At 65.0% G+C, this 26,473-nt stretch carries 21 protein-coding genes and 1 pseudogene; 9 read left to right on the forward strand and 13 right to left on the reverse strand.

Translation table 11 applies throughout. The features are described from left to right. Position 1: 1 nt before the first annotated feature. The 9 genes and pseudogenes from HHL14_RS21065 to HHL14_RS21105 all read right to left on the reverse strand — a co-directional run. A pseudogene (locus tag HHL14_RS21065) lies at positions 2–568 on the reverse strand (TGS domain-containing protein); the annotation flags it as partial. Positions 569–593: 25 nt separating this feature from the next. Beyond that, positions 594–1,154, reverse strand: a complete 561-nt coding sequence (locus HHL14_RS21070; protein ID WP_169499550.1) for a gamma carbonic anhydrase family protein — start codon at positions 1,152–1,154, stop codon at positions 594–596. Then, the gene (locus tag HHL14_RS21075) at positions 1,151–1,738 is read right to left on the reverse strand and encodes a 6-pyruvoyl trahydropterin synthase family protein (protein ID WP_169499551.1); all 588 of its coding nucleotides are present in this window, start codon (positions 1,736–1,738) and stop codon (positions 1,151–1,153) included. Before HHL14_RS21075 ends, HHL14_RS21070 begins: the two co-directional genes overlap by 4 nt. Beyond that, positions 1,732–1,986 carry a membrane protein insertion efficiency factor YidD gene (gene yidD, locus HHL14_RS21080; protein ID WP_169499552.1) on the reverse strand — a complete coding sequence of 85 codons (255 nt, stop codon included), beginning with the start codon at positions 1,984–1,986 and terminating at the stop codon, positions 1,732–1,734. Before yidD ends, HHL14_RS21075 begins: the two co-directional genes overlap by 7 nt. Then, complete coding sequence (cysS, locus tag HHL14_RS21085) at positions 1,983–3,398, reverse strand: cysteine--tRNA ligase (protein ID WP_169499553.1); 1,416 nt, start codon at positions 3,396–3,398, stop codon at positions 1,983–1,985. Before cysS ends, yidD begins: the two co-directional genes overlap by 4 nt. After that, positions 3,395–4,552 (reverse strand): CobW family GTP-binding protein, encoded by a 1,158-nt coding sequence (locus tag HHL14_RS21090; RefSeq protein WP_169499554.1) that lies wholly within the window; start codon positions 4,550–4,552, stop codon positions 3,395–3,397. The genes cysS and HHL14_RS21090 overlap by 4 nt, the downstream gene beginning before the upstream one ends. Next, positions 4,549–5,463, reverse strand: coding sequence for a GTP cyclohydrolase FolE2 (gene folE2, locus HHL14_RS21095; RefSeq protein ID WP_169499555.1), 915 nt, complete (start codon positions 5,461–5,463; stop codon positions 4,549–4,551). Before folE2 ends, HHL14_RS21090 begins: the two co-directional genes overlap by 4 nt. Before the next feature lie 60 nt (positions 5,464–5,523). Further along, the gene (zigA, locus tag HHL14_RS21100) at positions 5,524–6,762 is read right to left on the reverse strand and encodes a zinc metallochaperone GTPase ZigA (RefSeq protein ID WP_230413146.1); all 1,239 of its coding nucleotides are present in this window, start codon (positions 6,760–6,762) and stop codon (positions 5,524–5,526) included. A 15-nt stretch (positions 6,763–6,777) separates the two neighbouring features. Beyond that, a complete protein-coding gene (locus HHL14_RS21105; RefSeq protein ID WP_329601709.1) occupies positions 6,778–7,107 on the reverse strand; it encodes a transcriptional repressor in 330 nt (109 codons plus the stop codon). A 216-nt stretch (positions 7,108–7,323) separates the two neighbouring features. Between HHL14_RS21105 and HHL14_RS21110 the strand changes: the two genes are divergently transcribed. Next, positions 7,324–7,539: a hypothetical protein gene (locus HHL14_RS21110; protein WP_169499556.1), complete on the forward strand. Its 216-nt coding sequence runs from the start codon at positions 7,324–7,326 to the stop codon at positions 7,537–7,539. A 388-nt stretch (positions 7,540–7,927) separates the two neighbouring features. Here the strand turns inward: HHL14_RS21110 and HHL14_RS21115 are convergent, their stop codons facing one another. The 4 genes from HHL14_RS21115 to HHL14_RS21130 all read right to left on the reverse strand — a co-directional run bounded on the left by HHL14_RS21115 (position 7,928) and on the right by HHL14_RS21130 (position 15,461). Then, positions 7,928–11,617, reverse strand: a complete 3,690-nt coding sequence (locus HHL14_RS21115; RefSeq protein WP_169499557.1) for a methylmalonyl-CoA mutase family protein — start codon at positions 11,615–11,617, stop codon at positions 7,928–7,930. A 456-nt stretch (positions 11,618–12,073) separates the two neighbouring features. Then, complete coding sequence (locus tag HHL14_RS21120; RefSeq protein WP_169499558.1) at positions 12,074–13,006, reverse strand: LysR family transcriptional regulator; 933 nt, start codon at positions 13,004–13,006, stop codon at positions 12,074–12,076. A 186-nt stretch (positions 13,007–13,192) separates the two neighbouring features. Continuing rightward, on the reverse strand, positions 13,193–14,278 hold the full coding sequence (locus HHL14_RS21125; protein WP_169499559.1) for a porin: 1,086 nt from the start codon (positions 14,276–14,278) through the stop codon (positions 13,193–13,195). 631 nt (positions 14,279–14,909) lie between these two features. Further along, positions 14,910–15,461 (reverse strand): hypothetical protein, encoded by a 552-nt coding sequence (locus HHL14_RS21130; RefSeq protein ID WP_169499588.1) that lies wholly within the window; start codon positions 15,459–15,461, stop codon positions 14,910–14,912. A 597-nt stretch (positions 15,462–16,058) separates the two neighbouring features. Here HHL14_RS21130 and HHL14_RS21135 point away from each other — a divergent pair. The 8 genes from HHL14_RS21135 to HHL14_RS21170 all read left to right on the forward strand — a co-directional run bounded on the left by HHL14_RS21135 (position 16,059) and on the right by HHL14_RS21170 (position 26,355). Further along, a complete protein-coding gene (locus HHL14_RS21135; RefSeq protein WP_169499560.1) occupies positions 16,059–17,084 on the forward strand; it encodes a bile acid:sodium symporter family protein in 1,026 nt (341 codons plus the stop codon). A 380-nt stretch (positions 17,085–17,464) separates the two neighbouring features. Next, positions 17,465–18,451: a LacI family DNA-binding transcriptional regulator gene (locus HHL14_RS21140; RefSeq protein ID WP_169499561.1), complete on the forward strand. Its 987-nt coding sequence runs from the start codon at positions 17,465–17,467 to the stop codon at positions 18,449–18,451. Next, the gene (locus tag HHL14_RS21145) at positions 18,448–19,749 is read left to right on the forward strand and encodes an AGE family epimerase/isomerase (protein WP_169499562.1); all 1,302 of its coding nucleotides are present in this window, start codon (positions 18,448–18,450) and stop codon (positions 19,747–19,749) included. The genes HHL14_RS21140 and HHL14_RS21145 overlap by 4 nt, the downstream gene beginning before the upstream one ends. Then, complete coding sequence (locus tag HHL14_RS21150; protein ID WP_169499563.1) at positions 19,746–20,654, forward strand: carbohydrate kinase family protein; 909 nt, start codon at positions 19,746–19,748, stop codon at positions 20,652–20,654. The genes HHL14_RS21145 and HHL14_RS21150 overlap by 4 nt, the downstream gene beginning before the upstream one ends. A gap of 177 nt (positions 20,655–20,831) precedes the next feature. Beyond that, entirely contained in the window at positions 20,832–21,062 is a 231-nt protein-coding gene (locus HHL14_RS21155; RefSeq protein WP_169499564.1) for a hypothetical protein, read from the forward strand. 102 nt (positions 21,063–21,164) lie between these two features. Further along, positions 21,165–21,410: a hypothetical protein gene (locus HHL14_RS21160; protein ID WP_169499565.1), complete on the forward strand. Its 246-nt coding sequence runs from the start codon at positions 21,165–21,167 to the stop codon at positions 21,408–21,410. A 155-nt stretch (positions 21,411–21,565) separates the two neighbouring features. Further along, positions 21,566–22,534, forward strand: coding sequence for an ion channel (locus tag HHL14_RS21165; protein ID WP_169499566.1), 969 nt, complete (start codon positions 21,566–21,568; stop codon positions 22,532–22,534). A 233-nt stretch (positions 22,535–22,767) separates the two neighbouring features. After that, the gene (locus HHL14_RS21170; protein ID WP_169499567.1) at positions 22,768–26,355 is read left to right on the forward strand and encodes an indolepyruvate ferredoxin oxidoreductase family protein; all 3,588 of its coding nucleotides are present in this window, start codon (positions 22,768–22,770) and stop codon (positions 26,353–26,355) included. Positions 26,356–26,473 lie beyond the last annotated feature (118 nt).

Here is a 26,473-nt window from a genome sequence, read left to right on the forward strand (position 1 = left end):
AGCCTGTCGCCTGTTCGTCCGGCATGTCGTCGATCAGGCGCAGCTTGTAGTCCTCGGCGCGAGCGTTGAATATCTCGATCACTTCGGCGCGCGGCGTCGTCTGCTTGATGATGTCGTAGTCCTGCGCGATCAGCTCCTTCATGCGCGCTTCAATGGCGCTCAGGTCTTCGGGCGTGAAGGGGCGCTCGTAGGCGATGTCGTAGTAGAAGCCGTTTTCGATGACTGGCCCGATGACCATTTTCGCGCTTGGGTAGAGCTGCTTGACGGCATGGCCTATCAGGTGTGCGCAGGAGTGCCGGATGATTTCAAGCCCTTCCTCATCCTGAGGTGTGATGATCTGCAACGCCGCATCGTGGGCTATCACGTCGCACGCATCGGCGAGCCGCCCATCGATCTTGCCCGCCACGGTGTTTCTCGCCAGACTGGGTGCGATAGCCTGTGCGACCTCCAGCACGGAAACGGGATGACCGAACGTACGGCGGCTGCCATCCGGCAGCGTGATCGCCACCGAGGCGGAAGCGGAGCCTGGAAGCGCACTGACCACAAGGGCACGCTGAGGTTGATGCATGGATGCTTTTCTTTTTCCTGATGGGTTAGAACTCGTTCTGGATGGCTTTGTAGCCAAGCACCAACTCGTTGTTGGTCCGCGCCACGTCCTCGGAGAACTCGCTGGCGGCGGCAGACACTTGCGGCAGCGAAGCCAGCTCGGTTTCGGGACCGATGCGCTCGGTCGAACGCACGTAGAAACCCGCAGGAAGGCGGACACCATCGACCACGGCGTTGTAACGAACCACGCAGCCGTCATCGATCGTGCAGTTGAACAGCACGCTATTGAAGCCAATGAAAACACCGTTGCCAATGGCGCAGGGGCCATGCACGATCGCGCGATGGGCAATGGAAGTGCGCTGCCCTATCCGCACACTGGCGCCGGACTTGGAATGGATCACCACGCCGTCCTGGATGTTGGAATGGGCGCCGATCACGATGGGGTCGATGCGTCCATCGGCGTCCATCTCGTCGGCGCGGATGACCGCATAGGGGCCGATGAACACGTTTTCCTCGACGACCACGAGGCCGCACAGGATGGCGGTCGGATCGACGAAGGCACTGGGGTGAATCTGTGGCAGGTCGCCACGCGGGTTTTTTCTGATCATACGGACTCTTTCGTTAACGGGGACAAGCGTTGGCCGCGCTTGATTAGTTCGAGCAAGTTGGGCTCGTGCCAATCTTTTGTGATGGCCGATGAGAACTCGATGGCATTCAGGTCGATATGGCCCATACGCGGGTTATGAGCGTCTTCCCGAAAGCACTGTGCATAGCCGGTCTCGGTTTCATGAACGATGACCGAGTGCAGCCGCACGTCGGCTTCACCGTTGGCCATGTCGGTGAGCGTCAGTACGGCATCGACCAGGCGAAAGAACAGCCGAGAGAACTGCTCTGCGCTTGGCGATACCGGAATCAGCACCCATCGCTCAGAGTGCTTGCGCATGTCCGAGAGATAGTCCGGTTCGTCACCTGACCAGAGCGCAACGGCATGATCGAAGGCGTCGATGAGGTCGCGCACGTGGCTTTTGAGCAAGCCGAAGTCATAGATCATCTGGCCGTTGTCGAGCGCATGCGCCTCCAGGAACAGCTCGACCTTGTACGAATGGCCATGGATGGAGTGCGAGCAGCGCCTCGTGCTGCATCCACGCACAATATGAGCGCTCTCGAACTTGAACAGCTTGCGAATCAGCACAGGCCACCTCCCTTATGGGAGCAGCAAGGCTGTACAGGGTCATAACCGCCCGGATGCAGCGGATGGCAGCGCCCCAGGCGCCGCAGCGTCAGCCATGATCCCTTGAGTGCGCCATGCGATCGCAACGCATCTATGGCGTATTGCGAGCAGGTGGGACGGAAGCGGCAGCGCGGTCCGAGCATCGGACCGACGAACAACTGGTAGCCGCGCACCAGCATCACCAGCAGTCGGGCGGGCCAGCGTTTCATGCTTGCTCCTTTCTGGCGGGGCGCAGTACCGCGCCTTTGAGGGTGTCTTCGATGAGGAAACCGGCTGCTTCCAGTTCATCGCGAAGCGCATCCGCTTTGGCGAAATCACGGTTCCGACGAGCCTGCTCACGCTCAGCCAACAGCGTATTGATCCGGGTGTCACCGGACGACTGCGCAAATGGCACCGACGCCGCCGGCCATAGTGCAGTCAGGGCCGCTTGTGGCGACTGCTTCAACAGCCCCATCACCCCGGCGGATGCCAGTAGAACGGATTTGGCGTGCGCCCGTCGGACATCCGTTTGCGCATCGTCGAGTTGCGTCAGCAGCACGCGCAGCCGCGCCAGCGCGCCGGGAACATTGAGATCGTTCCTCAATGCTTCCAGCACCTCAGGGTCGGGGGCGACCGGCGGCAGGTCAGGGAGCTGAGTGACTTTTGACAGGCTGTCGTAGTAGCGCGTCAGGGCCTGCCGCGCAGCCAGAAGGCGCTGCGCGTTCCAGTCCAGCGGTCGTCGGTAGTGGGTGGACAGCAGGGCCAGACGAACAGCTTCGCCCGGTGACCGAGCCAGCAGATCGCGCACCCGCACCACGTTGCCCAGGGACTTGGACATCTTCTGTCCATCCACAGTGACGAAGCTGTTGTGCACCCAGTTGCGGCAGTAAAGCCTGCCGTGGGCGCAGGTGCCTTGGGCGATTTCGTTCTCGTGGTGCGGGAAGATCAGATCCTGACCACCGCCGTGGATGTCGATAGTGTGGCCCAGGTGCTGACGAATCATGGCTGAACATTCGATATGCCAGCCAGGACGGCCCCGGCCCCAAGGGCTGTCCCAGCCCGGCTGCTCCGGCGTCGAGGGCTTCCAAAGCACGAAGTCCATCGGGTCGCGCTTGTAGGGCGCCACCTCCACACGGGCGCCGGCCAGCATGTCCTCGGTGCGCCGCCCCGATAGCTGCCCATAGGCCGGATAGGACGGCACGTGGAACAGCACGTGGTCCTGTTCGACGTAGCCGTGGCCCCGCTCGATCAGTTCCCGGATCAGGTCGATGATCGCGGGGATGTGTTCGGTGACGCGCGGCTCCAGGTCGGGCGTCAGCACCCCCAACGCCCGCATGTCCTCATGGTAGGCGTCGATGTAGCGGTCGGTGATGGTACCAATGGGCACCCCTTCGGCAGCGGCAGCGGCGTTGATCTTGTCGTCCACATCGGTGAAGTTGCGTGCATATATCACTTCCCGATAATCATGTCTGAGCAACCGGGCCAACACATCGAACACGACAGCGGGCCGCGCGTTGCCGATGTGGGCGTAGTTGTAGACCGTAGGGCCACACACATACATCGTCACCCGGCCGGGCTGTTCGGTGCGCAATGGTTCCTTCTTGCGCGCGAGCGTGTTGTAGAGAAGGATGGGCGGGTTCATTCGGTCGCCTCCCCCGCTTGCGGCAGCGCCAGCCGCAGCGCCTCGAAGGTGCGCTCGACCACCTCCCGGTCAACGTCCCGGGTGATGAAGACCAGGCGCGAGCGGCGGTCCTCGCTGGGCCAGGTCGGCAGGGGCACGGGTGGATGGAAGATGTGCTGCACGCCATGCACGACGATCGGCTGCGCTTCTCCCTCCACGTTGAGGATGCCCTTGACGCGAAGGATGTTGCTGCCCACGAAGCCCATGAGCAGTTCGAGCCAGGTGGTCAGTACCTCGTCGGGTATCGGCTCATCGACATGGAAGCAGAATGCGCGGATGTGGTCATCGTGGCGGTTCACGTCGTGATGGTCGTGCGCGTGGCCGTGGCCGGGCTCATGGTAACCATGCGATTCATGCGCGGCATGGTCGTGGCCGCGATGGCCGTGATCGTGCCCATGGTGATCGTGTACGTGTCGACGCGCCGGCGGATAGGCTTCCTCCCGCAGCCAGCGCGCCACGTCGGGGGTCTTGCCATCCGCAGAGAACAGCCCGAGATTCAGCACCTTCTGCAGTGCGATTTCGCCATTGCACACCTCCCAGCGCGGGGCGGCCAGGTTGATGCCATCCAGTCGGCCCAACAGCGCGTGGCGTTGCTCGCTCGATACCAGATCGGCCTTGGTCAGCAGCAGCGCGTCGGCCACGGCCGCCTGCTTGACGGCCTCCGGGTGCTGGTCGAGGGTGTGCATGCCCGTGGCCATGTCCACGGTCGTGACGATGCCGTCGAGCCGGTACTTCGGCGAGATCTGAGGATGGGTCATCAGCGTGTGGATGATGGGTGCCGGATCGGCCAGGCCAGTGGTCTCGATCAGCACGCGCCGGAACTGCCGCTGGCCGCCACGCGAGAAGCGCCAGGTAATATCGCGCAGGGTTTTGACCAGATCACCGCGGATGGTGCAGCACAGGCAGCCGCTGCTCATCTCCGTCACGAGGTTCTCTGTGCTGTGGGCGACCAGCAGGTGGTCGAGCGCCATTTCGCCGAACTCGTTGATGATGACCAGCGCATCGGCCAACTCGGGCTGGCGCACCAGGTGGTTGAGCACGGTAGTCTTGCCGCTGCCCAGGAACCCTATCAGCAAAGTGACGGGTATCAGGCTGGATGGAGAGTCGGCGCTCATACGGAAACGCCTTCGGGCATCGAAGCCGCCCACGCCACCGCGTCGTGCGGGTGCAGGCTCTCAAGGTGCCGGACATGGACGCCAGGGTTGGCGTAGTGGCTCAATGCCGCCTCGATACGCCGTGCCGCGTCCTCGACAAACATCGGGTTCTGGCCGTTGAGCGACGCGAACGCCTGCTCGTCGGCGCGCTTGACCGCCGTTTGCACGGGCGTACCCACGGCCTGCTCTATGTGGTCGATCAGCGTGAGGATGCCCAGCGTTTGCGCATCGCCCGCCACGTCCACCGCGACCTGGGCCTCGCTGCGCTGGCTGTGGGGCGTCGCCAGCGTCCCATGCCGATGCAGCCAGGCCGCCACGTCGGCCGGATTCACCGTGGACTGCCGGCCGAAGTCTTTCAGAAAGCCCTGTTCGATGATCTGTCGCGACAGCGCGGCCGAACACGGACAGGTCGAGGAGTAGGCCGCCGTGACCTGCACGCGGCATCTGAACTTGCCTCTGACGAGAAACGCGTCCAGGCAGACGGGATAGGACTTCCAGCCAGCCAGCCCCTGCGTGACCAGCGCCTGACGCTGCACCAGCAGCGTCAGGTTCAGGCGCAACCGCGCCCTGCGGGTGTCGCAGTCTTGATGGCTGTCGATCATGGCTTGGAGCAGAAGGCGCAGGCCAGTGGGCGACAGCGCCTCTCCCTGGCCCAGCGCATCCAGCAGCCGGTACAGCCGGGACATGTGGATGCCCTTGACATGCGGAGCGGGTAAATCGACCTGCATGTCGGCGCGCGCGTGCAGTTCGCGCCGGTAGCCGGATTCGGCCACGGTGACGGGCAGGTCGATGCCCTGCATGCCGACCCAGGCCAGTGGACTGAGGCGGGGGGCGATGTCGGTCAGTGAAACGTCGGGAAGTGCTGCATTCATGCTCAAAATCCGGTGGGGATGCGCCCCAACCCGGTTCAGAGCATGGGGAGCACAGTCAAATCAGGGCCAATCGGGGAACGGGTTGTGCCAGGTCGTCCACGCCTGCGGGCCCTGGGCCATTTCTTTGTCGGTCAGCAGACAGGCATCAAAGCGGGCGCGCAGCGCCGCTTCGTCCATCTCCATGCCGATCAGCACCAGTTCCTGGCGCGCATCGCCCACGCGCTCGTCCCATTTCTCGCGGATCAGGGCGACGGATTCCAGGTCTTGCGGCCAGCGTTCGGGCGGCACAGCCGCCCACCAGTAGCCGGCAGGGCCGTGCCGGGCCCCCGCGCCCGCTTGCGACCAGTTGCCCGCCAGCGTCGGATGCGTAGCGAGCCAGAAGAAGCCCTTGGAGCGCACCACGCCCGGCCATTCGCTTTCCACCCAGTCGAAGAAGCGTTGCGGATGAAACGGGCGGCGCGCGCGATACACGAAGTTGCGAATGCCGTACTCCTCGGTTTCGGGCGTGTGGGTGCCGCGCAGTTCTTGCAGCCACCCGGGCGCCTTGGAGGCTTCGTCGAAATCGAACAGCCCTGTGTCCAGCACGCGGTCGAGCGGCACCTTCCCGAACTCAGCCACCTCGATGCGGGCGCGCGGGTTGAGGCTGCGCAGGATCGCCATCAGCCGCTCACGTTCATCATCGCTGATGAGGTCGGTCTTGTTGAGCACGATCACATCGCAGAATTCGATCTGGCCGATCAACAAATCCACGACCGTCCGGTGGTCTTCCTCGCCCAGCGACTCGCCGCGTGACTGGATGCTGTCGCGCGAGCTGTAGTCGCGCAAGAAGTTGAAGGCATCGACCACCGTCACCATCGTGTCGAGCCGGGCGACTTCACCCAGGCTGCGGCCGTCCTCGCCCTCGAAGGTGAAGGTCTCGGCCACGGGCAGCGGCTCCGAAATCCCGGTGGATTCAATGACGAGCTGGTCGAAGCGGCCCTCCTTGGCGAGTCGATCCACCTCCACCAGCAGATCCTCGCGCAAGGTGCAACAGATGCAGCCGTTGCTCATCTCCACCAGCTTCTCGTCGGTGCGCGAGAGTTCAGCCCCGCCATCGCGTACCAGCGCGGCGTCGATGTTGACCTCGCTCATGTCGTTGACGATGACCGCGACGCGCCGACCCTCACGATTGTTCAGGATGTGGTTGAGCAGCGTGGTCTTGCCCGCGCCCAGAAAGCCGGACAGGACAGTGACGGGGAGTTTTTTCGTGGAGGTCAGCGTTGCGGTGTTCATCGTCATTTCTTCGGGTTCGTGGGTCATCGGTCGGCGTTGATGTCACTGCGGGCCGACGCAAGCCTCGCACTTGCCATGCAACCCGATGGTCAAGCTGCGCAGCGAGCAGGCGTTGTCCTTCATCCAGCGGCCGAGGTAGCGCCCCAGACTGTTGTCGGTGAACTCATCAACACGCCCGCCGTTGTCGCAAATGGCGAATGCCTTGAGGCCGTGCCGACAACCGCCTGAATGGCTACACGACACGTATGCGTTCAGACTCTCCAGCCGATGAACCAGCCCCTGCTCGGCAAGGCGCTCCAAGGCCCGGTGCACCTGCACCGGCGCGCTGAAGCCCGCGTCGCGCAGCCGATCGATCCAGCAGTGCGTAGGCACTGAGCGGGCTGCCGGCCTGCTGGAGCGTGGCGAGAACCCGTTGTTGGTTGGCAGTGAGTTGCATGGGAAAGCCTTACAAGCCACCAAAATCAATATTAGCAATGTTATAACATAACATCAAAATCTGCCAAAGATCGCGGTTACCGTGTGGAAACTTTTAGGGCAGGTCGTTTCCCGTCGTCATGAAAAACGCCTAATGCAACCAAGGAGAAGAATGTGATTTCCCATACCTACGATCAGTGGCGTCACTGCATCACCGTAGAGTGCGGCCTGGCGTTGACGCCAGCGTTCATCGCCGAGCGCCTGACCATATGGCGCAATGCACAGGCGGAAGAAACCTCGCGCTTTCGCCGGCTCTATGGCGACCAGCACTGGAAGGCGGTGACTGCCTGGTTCGAGCAGGCGGGCCGCGAACAGGAGATCACGCAATAACGCCCTTTCCGGGGTAATCGTACGAATCGTGTGAAATCTGACGGTAGTCGCCTGCAGAGCCGCTTGCAGCAAGGCTCCGCGATGGAAGCGCTGAAATCGGAGTCCTGTGCCCAGACTGCCGACACAGTCGACTGGCAGGCTCCCTTTGACGACCGTTCATCGGACCGGTTTCATGTTTCTGAAGTGGACCCGCTCCCCAAAGCACTTGTCTGCCAATGACGGGACCGAGGATTTGCCTCGTGGGCGCCCAACCACGGAGCAACAGTTTTTCGAGCGGACTGGCTACGAGCGTGTAAATCGAAACGGGCGGGCTTCAGTTCATCGTCACCGCTCATACGCGTCCCAAGCACCGAGCCGCGCCCTCCTCAAACCCACACCTCGCTCCTCGCTACATATTCCGCCGATACTGCCCGCCCACTTCAAACAGCGCGTGCGTGATCTGCCCGAGCGAACACACACGCACCACGTCCATCAGCACCGCGAACACATTGCCGTCGTCGATCACCGTGCGCTTCAGGCGTTCGAGCGCGGCCGGCGCGTCGTCCTGGTGTCTCGTCTGGAAGTCGCGTAGCCGCGTCAGCTGACTCTGCTTTTCCGCGTCGGTGGAGCGCGCGAGCACGATCGGCCGCGGCGCCTCGTGCGGATGCGCGCTGAGAAACATATTCACGCCGACGATCGGATACGAGCCGTCATGCTTGCGATGCTCGTACAGCATCGATTCGTCCTGAATCCGCCCGCGCTGATAGCCGGTTTCCATCGCCCCGAGCACGCCGCCGCGCTCGGTGAGCCGCTCGAACTCGGCGAGCACCGCCTCCTCGACCAGATCGGTCAGCTCGTCGATCACGAAGCTGCCCTGATTTGGATTCTGGTTCCTCGCGAGCCCCCATTCGCGATTGATGATCAGCTGGATCGCCACCGCGCGGCGCACCGACTCCTCGGTCGGCGTCGTGATCGCTTCGTCGAACGCGTTGGTGTGCAGCGAGTTGCAGTTGTCGTAGATCGCGATCAGCGCCTGCAGCGTGGTGCGGATGTCGTTGAAGTCGATCTCCTGCGCGTGCAGGCTGCGGCCCGAGGTCTGCACGTGATACTTGAGCTTCTGGCTGCGCTCGTTCGCGCCGTAGCGCTCGCGCAGCGCAACCGCCCAGATGCGTCGCGCGACGCGGCCGAGCACCGTGTATTCCGGGTCCATGCCGTTCGAGAAGAAGAACGACAGATTCGGCGCGAACTCGTCGATCGACATGCCGCGCGCCAGATACGCCTCGACGTAGGTGAAGCCGTTCGCGAGCGTGTACGCGAGCTGCGAGATCGGATTCGCGCCGGCCTCGGCGATGTGATAGCCGGAGATCGACACCGAGTAGAAATTGCGCACGCCGTGTTCGACGAAATACGCCTGGATGTCGCCCATCACTTTCAGGCTGAATTCGGTCGAGAAGATGCAGGTGTTCTGCCCCTGGTCCTCCTTGAGGATGTCGGCCTGCACGGTGCCGCGCACGTTTTCGAGCGCGTTGCGGCGCGTTTGCGCGAGTTCGTCGGCGGTCAGCGGACGGTCTTGCCGTTGCTCCTCCAACGCGATCCGCTGATCGATCGCGACGTTGAAGAACATCGCGAGAATCGTCGGCGCGGGGCCGTTGATCGTCATCGAGACCGAGGTTTCCGGTGAGCACAGATCGAAGCCGTCGTAGAGCGTCTTCATGTCGTCGAGCGTGGCGACCGACACGCCCGAGTTGCCGATCTTGCCGTAGATGTCCGGACGCTCGTGCGGCTCCTCGCCATACAGCGTCACCGAATCGAACGCGGTGGACAGTCGCTTGGCCGGCATCCCTTCCGACAGCAGCTTGAAGCGGCGATTGGTCCGTTGCGGGTCGCCCTCGCCCGCGAACATTCGCGTCGGGTCCTCGTTCTCGCGGCGAAACGGGAACACGCCGGCGGTGAATGGGAAATAACCGGGCAGATTCTCGAGCATCAGCCAGCGCAAAATCTCGCCGTGATCGACGAATTTGGGCAGCGAGACTTTGCGCACCGCGGAGCCCGACAAAGTGGTCACCGTCAGCGCAGTGCGGATTTCGCACTCGCGGATGCGCACCACGTGTTCGTCGCCGGAATAGGCGGCGACCGTGTGCGGCCAGGTGTCGAGCAGCACGCGTTCGCGTTCGCCGAGCGCGGCCGTGCGTTCGGCGATGAGCGCGTTTAGCGGGGCGAGGAGCGGGTCGGTTTCGGTGCTCGCGGACGACGAGGCGGCGTTGCGGGTGGCGCCGGCGGCTCGCGTGGTGCTTTCGGCTGTGCTTTCGGCTGTGCTTTCGGCTGTGCTTTCGGCTGTGTTTGCGGCTGTGTTTGCGGCTATTTTTGCGGCCGGATTCGTGCCCGTATTCACGGCCTCATTCGCAACAGCGACCGCCCGCACCTTCGCATCGGCAAACGCGCCCGCCTCGCTCAACATCCGGCGCGCCTCGCTCAATTGCCAGCGCTCACGCGCGATCCGCGCCTGCGCCTCCGCCCGCTCGCGGTAGCCGCGCACCGTCTGCGCGATGTCGGCCAGATAGCGCACGCGCGCCGGCGGCACGATCGCGTGCAGGTTGCTGGAGAAGCGCAGGCCGTCGCGCGCATCGAGCCGGCCACCGCCCGCGCGCAGACCGTGGCCGCGCAGCACGTCGGCGATATGGCGGTACAGCGCGGTCACGCCGTCGTCGTTGAAGCGCGACGCGATCGTGCCGAACACCGGCATCGCGTCGGGCGAAGTCGCGAACTCCGCGCGATTGCGCTGCACCTGCTTCGCGACGTCGCGCCGCGCGTCCTGCGCGCCCTTGCGATCAAACTTGTTGATCGCGACGAAGCTCGCGAAGTCGAGCATGTCGATCTTTTCGAGCTGGCTCGCGGCGCCGAACTCGGGCGTCATCACGTACAGCGATTCGTCGACGAACGGCACGATCGCCGCGTCGCCCTGGCCGATCCCCGACGTCTCGACGACGATCAGATCGAACCCCGCCACCTTGCACAGCCGCAGCGCGTCGGGCAGCGAGTCGGAGAGTTCGCTCGACGCGTCGCGCGTCGCCATCGAGCGCATGTAGACGCGGGCGCCGCCACGCGCGCCGCCGCTCCATGCGCCGATCGCGTTCATGCGGATGCGGTCGCCGAGCAGCGCGCCGCCGGATTTGCGGCGTGACGGGTCGATCGCGAGCACGGCGATCGTCAGCGCGTCGCCGTAGTCGAGGCGAAAGCGGCGGATCAGCTCGTCGGTCAGCGACGACTTGCCCGCACCACCGGTGCCGGTGATGCCGAGCACGGGAATCCGGATGGATTGAGCAAGGGTTGCGAGTTGGTCGCGCGCGCTGGGGCCGGCGGTCTTCGTTTCGAACGCGCTGATCAGTCGGGCGAGCCGGCGGAAGGTGGGGATGGCAGGATCGGAAGTGTTGGCGGCGCCGGGTGTCGATGTCGCCTCTGTCCTGTTTGCGCTGTCTGGACTGCTGCCGCTTGCGGTGCCGTGTGCGCCATGCGTGCCGTCCACGCGCCGCGCTTCGCCATCGCCTTCACTATCACCGAAATGCGGCAATGGCCGCGCCGCGAGTTCGGTGAGCCATTCGTGCACCTGCGCCGGCTCCGCCACCTGCTCCACCTGCGCGCTCGCGGTACAGCGCGCGATCATGTCGTCGATCATTCCTTGCAGGCCGAGGCGCTGGCCGTCGTGCGGCGAGTAGATTTTCTCGACGCCGTCGCGTTCGAGCGCGGCAATCTCCTCGGGGACGATCACCCCGCCGCCGCCGCCGAACACCTTGATGCGCTCGCCGCCACGCGCACGCAGTAACTCGACGAGATAGCGGAAGTATTCGTTGTGGCCGCCCTGGTAGCTCGACACGGCGACGCCGTCGGCGTCCTCGTCGAGCGCGGCGGTCGCGACTTCGGCGACCGAGCGGTTGTGGCCGAGGTGGATTACCTCGACGCCGCTCGCCTGCAGGATGCGCCGCATGATGTTGATCGACGCGTCGTGGCCGTCGAACAAGGCGGCGGCGGTGACGAAACGCAGACGCCGGCCCGCGGGCAGCTTGTGGCTGCCGGCACGCTGCGGCGTGGACAGATCGGTCATGTCTCCCCCAGATCATTAACTGACGGGTGTTGCCAGTCAGTATAGCGAAACGGGGTAAGGCGGCTGGGGGGGCGCGGGGCCGCGGTTGGGAGGCTTGAGGCGGCAGCGGGGCGCGACGCGGGCGGTTGAGGGGTGAGGCGGCAGCGGGGCGCGACGCGGGTGGCTGGGGCTTGGGGCGGCAGCGAGGCGCGACGCGGGCGGTTGGGGCTTGAGGCGGCAGCTGGGCGCGAGGCAGGCGGCTGGGGAGTGAGGCGGCAGCGAGGCGCGACGCGGGCGGTTGGGGCTTGAGGCGGCAGCTGGGCGCGAGGCAGGCGGCTGGGGAGTGAGGCGGCAGCGAGGCGCGACGCGGGCAGTTGGGAGCTTGGGCGGCGCTCGGCCGCTGGGCTAATGGCTCCAGGCTGCCGGCTAATCACTAATATGGCGCGAAGCTCAGAGCTCAGCGCCAAGAGCCAACCCCTACCGCACCGCCAACGCCTTGATCTGCTCCAGCGACGGCCACAGCGATTCGTTCGCGAAGCGCGCCGCCAGAAAATCGACGAACGAGCGCACCTTCGCCGACAGATGCCGCCTGCTCGTGTACACGATGTGGATCGGCAACTCGCGCGGCGGCACTTCGTCGACGAGCAGCGGCACGAGACGTCCCTCGGCGAGATCGCCGCCGATCACCTCGGTGCCCAGCATCGCGATGCCCGCTCCGTGCAGCACCACCACGCGCTGCGCCTCCAGCTGATTGACGATCAGATTGCCCGACAGACGCACCCGCGCACTCGCCTCGCCGGTCGCGACTTCCAGCGCGGACACGCCCGCGTACTGCAGATAGTTGTGACGCGCGAGATCAGCGACGCTCTTCGGCGTGCCGTGCCTGCGCAGATACGCGGGCGACGCGCACAGCACGAGGTGCGCGGTCGCGATCTGCCGCGCGATCAGCGACGACGACTTCAGCCCGTTCGGCGACGCGCGGATCGCGACGTCGAAACCCTCGTCGATCAACTCGACCACCCGGTCCGACAGCGTCATGTCGACGGTGACCTGCGGATACTGCGCGGCGTAGTCCGCCACCGCGGCCATCACGTGGTTCAGCCCGAACGCCGACAGCGACGACACCCGCAGCCGCCCTTGCGGCACGATGCTCGCCGCGCCGACCGCCTGGCCGGCTTCGTCGAGCTCGGTGAGCGCCTGGCTCAGACGCTCGTAGTATTCGCGGCCCGCCTCGGTCGGCGCGACGCGGCGCGTGGTGCGGTTCAGGAGCCGCGCGCCGAGCTGCTGCTCCAGATGCATCACGTGCTTGCTCGCCATCGCGGCCGACATTTCCATCTTCTCCGCCGCGCCGACGAAGCTGCCGGCCTCGACCACGTGACGAAACACTTTCATGCTGACGAGGGTATCCATCTCGGTCGCTCGCTTCAGGAATCAATCGTCGCCATTTTGCCGGGTTTATCAAAAAACGGGCAGCAAAGCGTGGAGATCCGAGCGACTCAATGTCTGGAAGCGACAAAGCCCGCGTTCCGGAAGGAAGGCGGGCTTTGTCATGAAAGCGCAGTAGCCGATGTGGCCGGCGAGGCCGGTAAAGCGCGCTTAGAACTTCGCGCGCAACCCCGCGCCGTAGGTGTTGCCGCTCGACTGACCGGTGATGTGGTCGTACAGGTACGCGGCGTAGACGTCGGTGCGCTTGGACAGCGGATAGTCGTAGCCGACCGCGGCCGTCTGGCGCGTCTGGTTCGAGCCGCCGCCGTTGCGCGAATACGCGTACGACGCCATCACCGAACCCGGCCCGAACGGCACCGTGACACCGCCCTGTCCGGTATTCACGTGCCAGCTGGTGACCTGCTGGTTGTTGTACGTGTACATGTACTGACCGTACAGCTTCACGAACTTCAGGTCGTACGACACACCCGCCTGCGCGACGCTCTGGCTGCGCAGACCCGGCACGCCCGAGGTCTCGAAGCTGCCGAGGTCGCCCGGCACGTTGTTGAAGTTCACGTACTGGTACACCGCGGTCGCCGCGAACGGGCCGTGGAAGTACAGCACCTGGCCGCTCCACTTCTTCGCGCCGTTCTGCGTGGTGTTGCCGAGCGCGTACATCGCGGTCGCCGACAGGCCGTTGAAGTTGGGCGACGCATACGACACCGCGTTGTTCCAGCCCGAATCGCCAGTCACACCCTGATCGGTCGAGTAGGTCGGAAACGTGCCGAGGCCGAGGTACGTGTGATAGACCATCGGCGAGAACACGTACGAATCGATGAACGGATTGAACAGGATCGTCGAAACGAACAGCGGCGTCGTCAGACGACCGGCCGTCACCGTACCCCAAGGCGCTTCGATGCCGACGTAGGCGTTGCGCGAGAACGTCGTGTCGCCGTCGAAGCGGCCGTACGAGCCGGTCTGCGCGCGGAAGAAGCCTTCGATCGTGAAGATTGCCTTGTAGCCGTTGCCCAGATCTTCGGCCCCCTTGAAGCCCCAGTACGACGTCGACATACCGCCGCCCGACACAACCGCCGCCGCCTTGCCGCCCGGGAATTTCTGCGAGCCGACCCATTCGTCGACCTGGCCGTAGAGCTGCACGCTCGACTGCGCGAACGCGGACGACGCGCCGGCCAGCACGGCAGCGCACGCGCCGGCCTTGAGAATGATCTTCAGCGCGCTGCTGAGGCTTGTTTTCATGGGATCTCCAAACTTTGTCAAAAGGGTGTGGCTGTGCGAAAGGGGGCGCTCGCGCGAACCATTGTTGTTATCCGTTCGATCGTCGAGCCAATCGGGGCTGGACCATCTTTGCGGACCATTTTTATAAACAAAAATATCGCTGCTTATTGCCGGTATATCGGGTTGAATAGTTTGGTCGGTTATCGGCCTGGTATGACGAATGGCGGACACCGGATCCACGCCGCCGCCGGCTGCGCGAACGCGCCGCTGCAAGCGGTAAACAGCGCGCCGACGCGGATCGGAACACTGCGGATGACGGCTGGATGACGCGAGGCGGCAGAATGCCAAGATTTGACGCTGACGGGTACTGCGATGCCGAGCGATTTCAAAAAAGTGTGGCGTCGATACGTCAGATTGGGAGAGTTGCGGCCAGGGTGAGCGGTGGGCCAGACCAATCCGGCTGGCGATGGACGATCAGGCTATCGAAGTCCGCACCGGAACCGGGGGACTAAAAAGCGCGGGGGATGGAGAAGTAGAAAGTGCGAGCGGTAATGGCACACCGTCAGCCACGTCGGTGCAACCGATCCGCTATGTCCGCCGTGCCGCGAACATCTTCCAGCGCGCGCCCGACCTCGCGGTACATCGCGCCCAGCTAATTCCGGTACGGCGACCCTTCGGACTGACGCGGATCGTCGCTCGGACGCTGCATTGCGCGCGCGGCGCCGCGCTCCTCGTTGTAACGCGTGACGTCGGCCCGAATCGAGCCGTTACGCATCGGCATGTTTTGCTGCGAACGCGGCACCGGACGCGCCTCGGCGCTGATCGGCGTGATCGCGCCGGCGTACTGCATGCGCCCACGCTCGGCGGCAAAGCCGAATGGCCCGCCGACCCGGCGCATGCCTGACTTGTAGTTACCGTAGCCGTAACTGTAATTGGCGTCGGCGAACATTGCGCCGCGCTGCATGCGCGGATCGCGAGCGGCTATCGGGCCGCGGGAGGCTCGAGTGCCGACAGGCGCGCCGGCCATGCCGCCATAACGGCCGCCGCCGCGCATTTCCATGCGCATCGAACGGTCCGCGCCGCCGTGCGCATACGCGGCGGCGCCGCCGTGCGGCACGTTCGGTCCTTTTGCATGGGCGAACGAACACAGCACGGCGATGACCGCGCCCCACGCCCAGTGCCTCGTTCTCGACAACCCGTCCACCTTTGTGACTCTCACGCCCGAAGACTCGCCTGAAATCCATCGTTCGAGCTGCGATGGACCTGTTGCGGGACGGCTGAAAAAGCGCCGCGTTGCTGCGCGACGCCGGGTATCCCTGCGGCCATTGAACGGTAATTTATGGGCGTCGGCAGAGGGTGTCGAGCCAAAAAGTGTTATGCCGCGTCGGTGGATGTAACACCTTGTTACTGCGACGTTTTTCTACGACAGAGGCCTTGCGCGAGCGCGCCGAAACCGCTTACTGGCGGGCGTTTGCGCTATTGCGGCGCGAGCTTGCCGAATCTGCCGATAGCCCGTTGGCCATCGTAGTAGTTAAAACGGACCGAGCACAATCCGATGGGTCGCCGATACTGAATCCTGAGCGGATCCTGAGCACCACCGCGAACGTATCGGCGCGGGGGTCGGCGCTACGCCCAGCACGTTCGGCCACGCTGCCGATGCGCGACACTCATTAATCGATTCGGCAAATGAATTTGCTTCTTCAATCGAGTTTCGACAACAATAGCCGGTTCCCCTTCCTCGGGACGGCGTCCGCGACGCGCGTCCCGTGCTAATTCCGCGTCATCGAATCGAGATTCCGACATGGCCCGCCCGAAATTCCTACCCGATAACTTCACCCTGTGCCTCGTCGGCACCGTGATCTTCGCCAGCCTGGTGCCCGTGCACGGGCAGGCGGCCACGGCGTTCAACTGGGTGACGAACATTGCGGTCGGCCTGCTGTTTTTCCTGCATGGCGCCAAGCTCTCACGCGAAGCGATCGTGGCGGGCGCGACGCACTGGCGCCTTCACCTGGTTGTGCTGCTCAGCACGTTCGCGCTGTTTCCGCTGCTCGGCCTCGCGCTTAAACCCATCCTTTCGCCCCTTGTCACGCCGGCGCTCTACGCCGGGGTCCTCTTCCTCTGCACGCTGCCGTCGACGGTCCAGTCGTCGATCGCCTTCACGTCCATTGCCAAGGGCAACGTGCCGGCCGCGGTATGCAGCGCGTCCGCGTCGAGCCTGCTCGGCATCTTCGTCACCCCAGCACTCGTCAGCCTGATCGTCACGAATCAGGCCGCGACCGGCGGCTCGTCGCCGTGGCATACGGTCGGCAACATCGTGCTGCAACTGCTGGTGCCGTTTATTGCCGGCCAGTTGCTGCGCCCGCTGATCGGCAAGTGGATCGAGCGCAACCGCGGCGTGCTGAAGTTCGTCGACCAGGGCTCGATCCTGCTGGTCGTGTACGGCGCGTTCAGCGAGGCCGTCAACGAAGGCCTGTGGCACACCATTCCGTTGTCCGCGCTCGGCGGCCTGGTGGTGGTGAGCGCGGTGCTGCTCGCGCTCGCACTGGCCGTGACGATCTTCGTGAGCAAGCGGCTCGGCTTCAACCGCGCGGACCAGATCACGATCATCTTCTGCGGCTCGAAGAAGAGCCTGGCCGCTGGCGTGCCGATGGCCAAGGTGATCTTCGCGTCGCACGCGGTCGGCGCCGTCGTGCTGCCGCTGATGCTGTTTCACCAGATCCAGTTGATGGTGTGCGCCGCGCTTGCGCAGCGCTGGGGCGCGCGCGACACCAGCGGCGAGAGCGAGGCTGGCGCCCGACGGCCCGCTGCCGCCGTCGCACGCCGTTGAAAACACACGCAATACAAACCGGACATTCATAAGCGCCCTCCCTGAGCGTCGTTTGTTCGTGCGAAAAAAGCCGCCTTGCGCGGCTTTTTTCTTTTGGCGTTCGGGTTCGCCACCGCCGCCGGCGTTTCCGTTATTTCACGCTGAAACGCTCGCGCTGTCGCCTCGGCCGGATGGCATAGGAGGATTCCTGGCCGCTCTTTACTCGCGCTTTTCGGACATTGTTTAGTCATTTTTACTAAACAAATTAAATAGCCAAAACACCATTAAATACGGGTATTTACCGGTGAAAGTCCACGATTTTCAGGGCTGTTTTTGTTGCGTTTTACTATACAATCGCCCGAACCTGAACCCGTAGGCCGCTCCAGGCGGCAGTCTCATCGATGGCCACAACCATCCGCGACGTCGCCCGCGCGGCCAGCGTGTCGATCGGCACCGTCTCGCGTGCGCTGAAAAACCAGCCGGGCCTCTCCGAGGCCACCCGCGAACGCGTCGTCGAAGCGGCGCGGCAGCTCGGCTATGACTCGGCGCAATTGCGCCCGCGCATCCGTCGCCTGACCTTCCTGCTGCATCGTCAGCACAACAACTTCGCGGCGAGCCCGTTCTTTTCGCACGTGCTGCATGGCGTCGAAGACGCGTGCCGCGAGCGCGGCATCGTGCCGTCGGTGCTGACCGCCGGTCCGACCGAGGACGTGATCCATCAGTTGCGCCTGCACGCGCCCGACGCGGTCGCGATCGCCGGCTTCGTCGAGCCCGAAACGCTTGCGACGCTGGTCGCGATGCAACGTCCGCTGGTGCTGATCGATCTGTGGTCGCCGGGCCTGCGCTCGGTGAATCTCGACAACGCCGCCGGCGCGCGGCTCGCAATGCGCCATCTGTTCGAGCAGCAGCGCAAGCGGGTCGCATTCATCGGCGGCTCGCTCGCGCACTTCAGCATCGCCGAGCGCGCGCTCGGCTACCGCCGCGCGTTCTTCGAAGCGGGGCTGCTGTTCGACCCGTCGCTCGAAGTGAACATCGACGCTGGCCTCGACCCCGACACCGGCGCCGCGCGCGCGATGCAGCGCCTGCTCGACGCACCCGGCCCGCGCCCCGACGCGGTGTTCGCGTTCAACGACGCCGCCGCGCTCGCCGCGCTGCGCGTGTGCCTCGCGCGCGGCCTCTCCGTACCCGACGACATCGCGATCATCGGTTTCGACGACATCCCCGCCGCCGCCCACGCCACCCCGCCGCTGTCGACGATCGCCGTCGACAAGGAAGCGCTCGGCCGCCGCGGCGTCGAACTGCTGCTCGAAGACTCGCCCGCCGAACTCGAAGTCCGCTTGCCCGTTCAACTCGTTGCCCGTGCCAGTACTTTGGTGAAAACGTCATGACGCAATCCACCCCGCTTCACCCTTCCGGCGACGCCGCGAAGGCTCCGCCCGTCGCCAGTTTCCGCAGCCGCGAGTTCCTGCTCGCGCACGTCGAGGACACGCTGCGCTTCTACGCGCCGAACGTGCTCGATCCGAGCGGCGGCTTCTTCCACTTCTTCCGCGACGACGGTTCGATCTACGACCGCACCACGCGCCATCTGGTGAGCAGTTGCCGCTACGTGTTCAACTACGCGATGGCGTATCGCCAGTTCGGCGACCCGCAGCATCTGGAGTACGCGCGCCACGGTCTGCGCTTTCTGCACGACGCGCACTGGGACGCGCAGCACGAAGGCTACGACTGGGAACTCGAATGGCGCGACGGCAAGAAGCGCACGCTCGACGCAACCCGCCACTGCTACGGCCTCGCGTTCGTGCTGCTCGCGTACTCGCATGCGGCGATGGCCGGCATCGAGGAAGCGAAGCCGATGATCGGCGCGACCTTCGAGCTGATGGAGCATCGCTTCTGGGACGCCGCCGCCGGCCTCTATGCGGACGACGCGTCGCCGGAATGGCGCGTGAGCTCGTATCGCGGGCAGAACGCGAACATGCACACCACCGAGGCGCTGCTCGCCGCGCACGAGGCGACCGGCCATCTGGTGTATCTCGATCGCGCGGAACGGGTCGCGTCGAACATCACGCTGCGCCAGGCGAAGCTGTCGCAAGGGCTCGTGTGGGAGCACTTTCACGCGGACTGGTCGGTCGACTGGCATTACAACGAGGAAGACAGCTCGAACATCTTCCGCCCGTGGGGCTTCCAGCCGGGCCATCAGACCGAATGGGCGAAGCTGCTGCTGATCCTCGAACGCTTCCGGCCGCTGCCGTGGCTGCTGCCGCGCGCGATCGAACTGTTCGACGCCGCGATGACGCACGCGTGGGACGAAGACCACGGCGGCCTCTACTACGGCTTCGGCCCCGACGGCACCGTGTGCGATCACGACAAGTACTTCTGGGTGCAGGCCGAGACCTTCGCGACCGCCGCGCTGCTCGGCAAGCGCACCGGCAACGAGCGCTTCTGGGATTGGTACGACGAGATCTGGCGCTATAGCTGGGCGCATTTCGTCGATCACAAGTACGGCGCGTGGTATCGCATCCTCACCTGCGACAACCGCAAATACAGCGACGAAAAGAGCCCCGCCGGCAAGACCGACTATCACACGATGGGCGCGTGCTACGAAGTGCTCGCCCATGCGCTCGGCGGCGACGCGTCGGCAGAAGATGTCGCGCCCGCCGCAGCGGCTTCCGCGGAGAAAGCACGATGAACGCGCCGACCGAACTCCCTGTTTTCATCTCCGCCGGCGACATCCTCACCGACCTGGTGCGCACCGGCACGTCGCAGTGGCTGTCGCGTCCGGGCGGCGCGGGCTGGAACGTCGCGCGCTGCGTCGCGCGGCTCGGCCTGCCGACTGCGTGCGCGGGCTCGCTCGGCATCGATAACTTCTCCGACGAACTGTGGGACGCGAGCGTCGCCGCCGGTCTCGACATGCGCTTCATGCAGCGCGTCGAGCGTCCGCCGCTGCTCGCGATCGTGCATCAGACGCATCCGCCCGCGTACTTCTTCATGGGCGAGAACGGCGCCGATCTCGCGTTCGATCCGGCGAAGCTGCCAGCCGGGTGGATGGCCCCGGTGAAGTGGGCGCACTTCGGCTGCATCAGCCTCGTGCGTCAGCCGCTCGGCGACACGCTCGCGGCACTCGCCGCCGAGTTGCGCGCGCACGGCGTGAAGATCAGCTTCGATCCGAACTATCGCAATCTGATGGAGCACGGCTACGAGCCGACCTTGCGCAAGATGGCCGCGCTCGCGGACCTGATCAAGGTGTCGGACGAAGACCTGCGGATGATCTTCAGGACCGCCGACGAAGCCGCCGCGCTCGCGCAACTGCGCGCGCTGAATCCGGCCGCCACCGTGCTCGTCACACGCGGGCCCGAAGCGGCGCTGCTGATCGACGGCGCCGCGGTGATCGAAGCGAAGCCACCGCGCGTCGAAGTGGTCGATACGGTCGGCGCCGGCGATGCGTCGATCGGCGGTCTGCTGTTCAGTCTGATGAGCGCGCCGCAACGCGCGTGGCCCGAGCATCTGGCGTTCGCGCTGGCGGCCGGCGCGGCGGCCTGCGGACATGCGGGCGCGCACGCGCCGACGCTCGACGAAGTGGTCGCGCTGCTGTAATCCGCAGCCCCGTTTGCGCGGCTGTAATCGTGCTGTCCTGGAGCGCGCGTAGCGTGACGGAGATCGAACGCATCGTCGAATCCGTCGCGCCGCGCGAAGCCGTTCCGGCCGGGAGCCGAACCGCCGGCGCCGTGCTAGGATGAAACGACCCAAACCTTTGCGAAAAGGAGCGAGGCCATGGAGGACGTCACCTACACCAAAGGGATCTACACGGCTACTGCGTCGGTAAGGGAAGTTGGACAGGACGCCTGGCAAGGTGTCGTCACCCTCGCGCGCGACGAAGGCGAAGCCCGCGCCGACCAGGAAACCACCCTCTATGAAGTCGACGCGACGTCGTCGACGCCGCAAGAAGCGCTCGAAGAAGCCAAAGCGCTCGCCCATCGTATCCTCGGGGAACTCGAACTGTAGGCCGACCTTCGGGCAGCGCGCGCCGCTCGTCATGTGTGCCCTCACGCGTGCATCGGTGGGCATCCGACGCGCCGCTGCCGGGCCGACCGGCTGGAGGCGATCATGGCTGAACAACTGTTCCAGTACGGCGTGTATTCGATCCACGTACGCCCTCTCGAACTCAGCGGCGCACGCTGGGATGCCGAGTACGAAATCCGTCAGCGCGACAAGGCCGTCAAGCCGTGGACCACGGTCGGCGGCGACGCCGGCTACGGCGATCAGGCCGAAGCGGTGCAAAGCGCGCATCGGCAGGCGGTCGACGACATCGACCACGGCGCGGGGATTCCGAAGCCGCACGGGTTTCCCTGAGCGACATCGGTTGAACGGCTGCGGTTGCTGCGACATTGGTGGCGAGCCACGGATCGCACCGCCGCACCACCGCCCCCACAACACCGTCCTGACGCCCTCTGCGCGCACCACGCGCCGTGCTACGCTGTGCGCGTTTTCATCCCCATGAGCGCGCGATGGCCAGCGAACCGTCCGACCGTTTTTCGAGGCCCGCCGACACCACCGAGAGCGAGCCGAAGCGCCGCGCGCGCGGCAGCCGCGAAATGCGTCTGGACGATCGCGTGGTGATCGCGCATGGCATGCCGACGCCGCTGTGGCAGGACCTCTATCACCGCGCGCTCGAAGTCCGTTGGCCGGTGTTCTTCGTGTCGCTCGCGGTGCTGTTCCTGCTGCTCAACACCGCGTTCGCGACGCTGTATATGCTCGGCGACGCGTCGATCGCGAATCAGTTTCCGAAGGGCTTCGGCGGCGCATTCTTCTTCAGCGTCGAAACGCTCGCGACGGTCGGCTATGGCGACATGCATCCGCAGACCGTCTACGCGCACTGGATCGCGACGCTCGAAATCTTCATCGGCATGTCGAGCATCGCGTTGGCGACCGGGCTGATTTTCGCGCGCTTCTCGCGCCCGCACGCGAAGATCATGTTCGCGCGCTATGCGGTGATCCGGCCGATCGACGGCCGCATGACGCTGATGGTGCGCTCGGCCAACGCGAGGCAGAACGTGATCGCCGAAGCCCGCGCGCGGCTGCGCATCCTGCGCCAGGAAACCTCGGTCGAAGGCTATACGCTGCGCAAGCTCTACGACCTCGCGCTGGTGCGCGACCAGCATCCGGTGTTCAAGCTCGGCTGGACACTGATGCACGTGATCGACGAAGCGAGTCCGCTGTTCGGCGAAACCGCCGAAACGCTCAAAGGCCGCGACGTGTCGCTGCTGCTGACGCTCGAAGGCATCGACGAATCGACTTCGCAGACGATGCAGGCGCGCCACATGTGGACCTGCGAGCAGATCTTCTGGCAGTACCGTTTCGTCGACATCATGAGCGAGCGCGACGGCGTGAGCCACATCGACTACGCGCATTTCGACGAGATCGTGCCGCTCGACGCCGCGCCGCTCGACCCGCAGGTGACCGCGCGCGCCGCATAGGTCTTTTCCGATTGCCATGCGAACGCCGAATATCCGCTCAAATCGTCCCAGGGCATACCCGAAGCCCGTCTCCGCATGGCAAATCCGGCTCAAAAGCCGGGCAAAACACGCGAGTCATCGCGCGCATTCGTCGGCGCCCGATTAAAGAAGAAAAATTTCTCTCCCGTACGCGCGAAAAAATAGAGTCTCTTCCGCGACGCCGCTTGCGGAATCAGAACTACGGAGACTCGCCCATGACCGCCCGCCTGCCCATCGACGGCACGCCCGCTCTCGCCGACTACAAGCTGTCCGACAATCTCACCGCGACGCACGGCCGGATCTTTCTGACCGGCACCCAGGCGCTCGTGCGTCTCGCGCTGATGCAGCGCGCGCTCGACCAGACACGCGGCCTGAACACCGCCGGCTTCATCAGCGGCTATCGCGGCTCGCCGCTCGGCATGGTCGACCAGCAATTGTGGAAGGCGAACAAGCTGCTCGCCGCGAGCGACATCCGCTTTCTGCCCGCGATCAACGAAGAGCTCGGCGGCACCGCGGTGCTCGGCACGCAGCGCGTCGAAGCCGACCCGGAGCGCACCGTCGAAGGCGTGTTTGCGATGTGGTACGGCAAGGGGCCTGGCGTCGACCGCGCGGGCGATGCGCTGAAGCACGGCAACGCGTACGGCTCGTCGCCGCACGGCGGCGTGCTGGTGGTGGCCGGCGACGATCACGGCTGCGTGTCGTCGTCGATGCCGCATCAGAGCGACTTCGCGATGGCCGCCTGGCATATGCCGGTGGTCAATCCGTCGAATATCGCGGACATGCTCGAATTCGGCCTGTACGGCTGGGCGCTGTCGCGCTTCTCGGGCGCGTGGGTCGGCTACAAGGCGATCTCCGAAACGGTCGAGTCAGGCTCGACCGTCGATCTCGACGCGCTGCAAACCGACTGGGCGATTCCTCAGGATTTCGAAGTACCGGCAGGCGGCCTGCACAACCGTTGGCCCGATCTGCCGAGTCTGACGATCGAAGCGCGCCTGCATGCGAAGCTCGACGCGGTGCGTCACTTCGCACGCGTGAACAGCATCGACAAATGGATCGCGCCGAGCCCGCACGCGAACGTCGGCATCGTCACCTGCGGCAAGGCGCATCTGGATCTGATGGAAGCGCTGCGCCGGCTCGATCTGACGCTCGCCGATCTCGACGCGGCCGGTGTGCGCATCTACAAGGTCGGGCTATCGTTTCCGCTCGAGATGACGCGTGTCGATGCATTCGTGTCGGGCCTCTCCGAAGTGCTGGTGATCGAGGAGAAAGGCCCGATCATCGAGCAGCAGATCAAGGACTACCTGTACAACCGCACGCAGGGCGCGCGGCCGGTCGTGATCGGCAAGCATGCCGAAGACGGCACGTTGCTGCTGTCGTCGCTCGGCGAGCTGCGGCCGTCGCGCATCCTGCCGGTGTTCGCGAACTGGCTCGCGAAGCACAAGCCCGCGCTCGACCGGCGTGAACGCGTGGTCGATCTGGTCGCACCGCAAATTCTGTCGAACGCGGCCGACAGCGTGAAGCGCACGCCGTATTTCTGTTCGGGCTGTCCGCACAACACGTCGACGAAAGTGCCCGACGGGTCGATCGCGCAGGCCGGCATCGGCTGTCACTTCATGGCTTCGTGGATGGAGCGCGACACCACCGGCCTGATTCAGATGGGCGGCGAAGGCGTCGACTGGGCCGCCCATTCGATGTTCACGAAAACGCGCCACGTGTTCCAGAATCTCGGCGACGGCACCTACTTTCACTCCGGCATTCTCGCGATTCGCCAGGCGGTCGCCGCGAAAGCGACGATCACCTACAAGATCCTCTACAACGACGCGGTCGCGATGACGGGCGGCCAACCGGTCGACGGCAGCATTTCGGTGCCGCAGATCGCGCGTCAGGTGGAAGCCGAGGGCGTGTCGCGCTTCGTCGTGGTCAGCGACGAGCCCGAGAAATACGACGGCCATCACGGCCAGTTTCCGCAGGGCACGACGTTTCATCACCGCAGCGAAATGGACGCGGTGCAGCGCGAGCTGCGCGACACCGACGGCGTAACCGTGCTGATCTACGACCAGACCTGCGCGGCCGAAAAACGGCGGCGTCGCAAGAAAGGCGAATTTCCCGATCCGAACAAGCGCCTCTTCATCAACGAGGAAGTCTGCGAAGGCTGCGGCGATTGCGGCGTGCAGTCGAACTGTCTGTCGGTGGAGCCGGTCGAAACCGCGCTCGGGCGCAAGCGCCGCATCGATCAGTCGTCGTGCAACAAGGACTACTCGTGCGTGAACGGCTTCTGCCCGAGCTTCGTCACCGTCGAAGGCGGTACGCTGAAAAAGGCCGCGGGCGTCGCGTTCGATCCGCAGGCGCTCGCCACTCACGTCGACGCGCTGCCGGTGCCCGCCACTCAACTCGATGCCGCGCCGTACGACATTCTCGTCACGGGCGTGGGCGGCACCGGCGTCGTGACGGTCGGCGCGCTGATCAGCATGGCCGCGCATCTGGAGGGCAAGAGCGCGTCGGTGCTCGACTTCATGGGCTTCGCGCAAAAGGGCGGCTCGGTGTTGTCGTTCGTGCGCTTTGCCGCGCGCGACGAATGGCTGAACCAGGTGCGCATCGACACGCAGCAGGCCGACGTGCTGCTCGCCTGCGACATGGTGGTCGGCGCGAGCGCCGATGCATTGCAGACGGTCCGGCATGGCCGCACGCGCATCGTCGTCAACACGCACGCGATTCCGAACGCGAGCTTCGTGCAGAACCCGGACGCGACGCTGCACGCCGATGCGCTGATCGACAAGATGCGTCATGCGGCGGGTGAAGAGCGCATGTCGACCTGCGACGCGCAGGCACTCGCCACGCGTTTTCTTGGCGACACGATCGGCGCCAACATTCTGATGCTTGGCTTCGCGTGGCAGTTGGGTCTCGTGCCGGTATCGTTCGCGGCGATGATGCGCGCGATCGAACTGAACAACGTCGCGGTGCAGATGAACCAGTTGGCGTTCTCGATCGGCCGCATGGCCGCCGCCGAACCCGCCGCGCTCGAATCGCTGTGGCAGGCGCGTCATGCGCCGACGCCGGGCGTACGCGTCGATACGCTCGACGAACTGATCGCGCATCGCGAGGCGCGCCTGCTGGCTTACGGCGGCGCGGCCTACGTGAAGCGTTATCGCGCGCTGGTCGAGACGGCGCGGCGCGCCGAAGCGTCGACCGATGCAACAAGCGAACGCGTGACACGCGCGGTCGCGACGACGTTCTACCGGCTGCTCGCGGTGAAGGACGAATATGAGGTCGCGCGTCTGCATACGGACGCGACGTTCCGCGCGGCGCTCGAAGCACAGTTCGACGGCGTCGCCGGCAAGGACTTCTCGATCCGCTTCAATCTCGCGCCGCCGACGCTCACGCACGCTCAGCACGGCGCCGTGCCCACCAAGAAAACCTACGGTCAGTGGATGTGGCCCGTGCTCGGCATGCTCGCGAAATGGCGCGGCCTGCGCGGCACGCCGCTCGATCCGTTGGGCCGCACGCTCGAACGCAGGATGGAGCGCGAACTCGCGAGCGATTACGAAACCACGTTGCAGCGCGCGCTTGCGCAACTCGACGCAAACAGTCTCGACGACGTCGCGAAGCTCGCCGAACTGCATGCGCGAGTGCGCGGTTACGGTCACGTGAAGCTCGCGAATCTGGCGGGCGTGAAGCGGGGTGAGCGCGAACTCGCCGTACGCTTGCGGATCGACGCGGCGACCGGCGCCGCGGTGAAGAAGTCGCTCGACGAGATGAAAGGCGCCGGGCAGTTGCGCGGGATTCCGGTGGTGGTGGCGAAGTAGTGCGCCGCTCGGGGGCGGTGTGCGGTTTGTGCATGCCGCAAGCTGCGGAACGACGAAAAAGGCCGCGTCGGTTTAGAACCGAAGCGGCCTTTTTCTGCTACCTGCTTTGCGGTGCGTG

The organism is Paraburkholderia antibiotica (assembly GCF_012927125.1).
GTDB lineage: Bacteria > Pseudomonadota > Gammaproteobacteria > Burkholderiales > Burkholderiaceae > Paraburkholderia > Paraburkholderia antibiotica.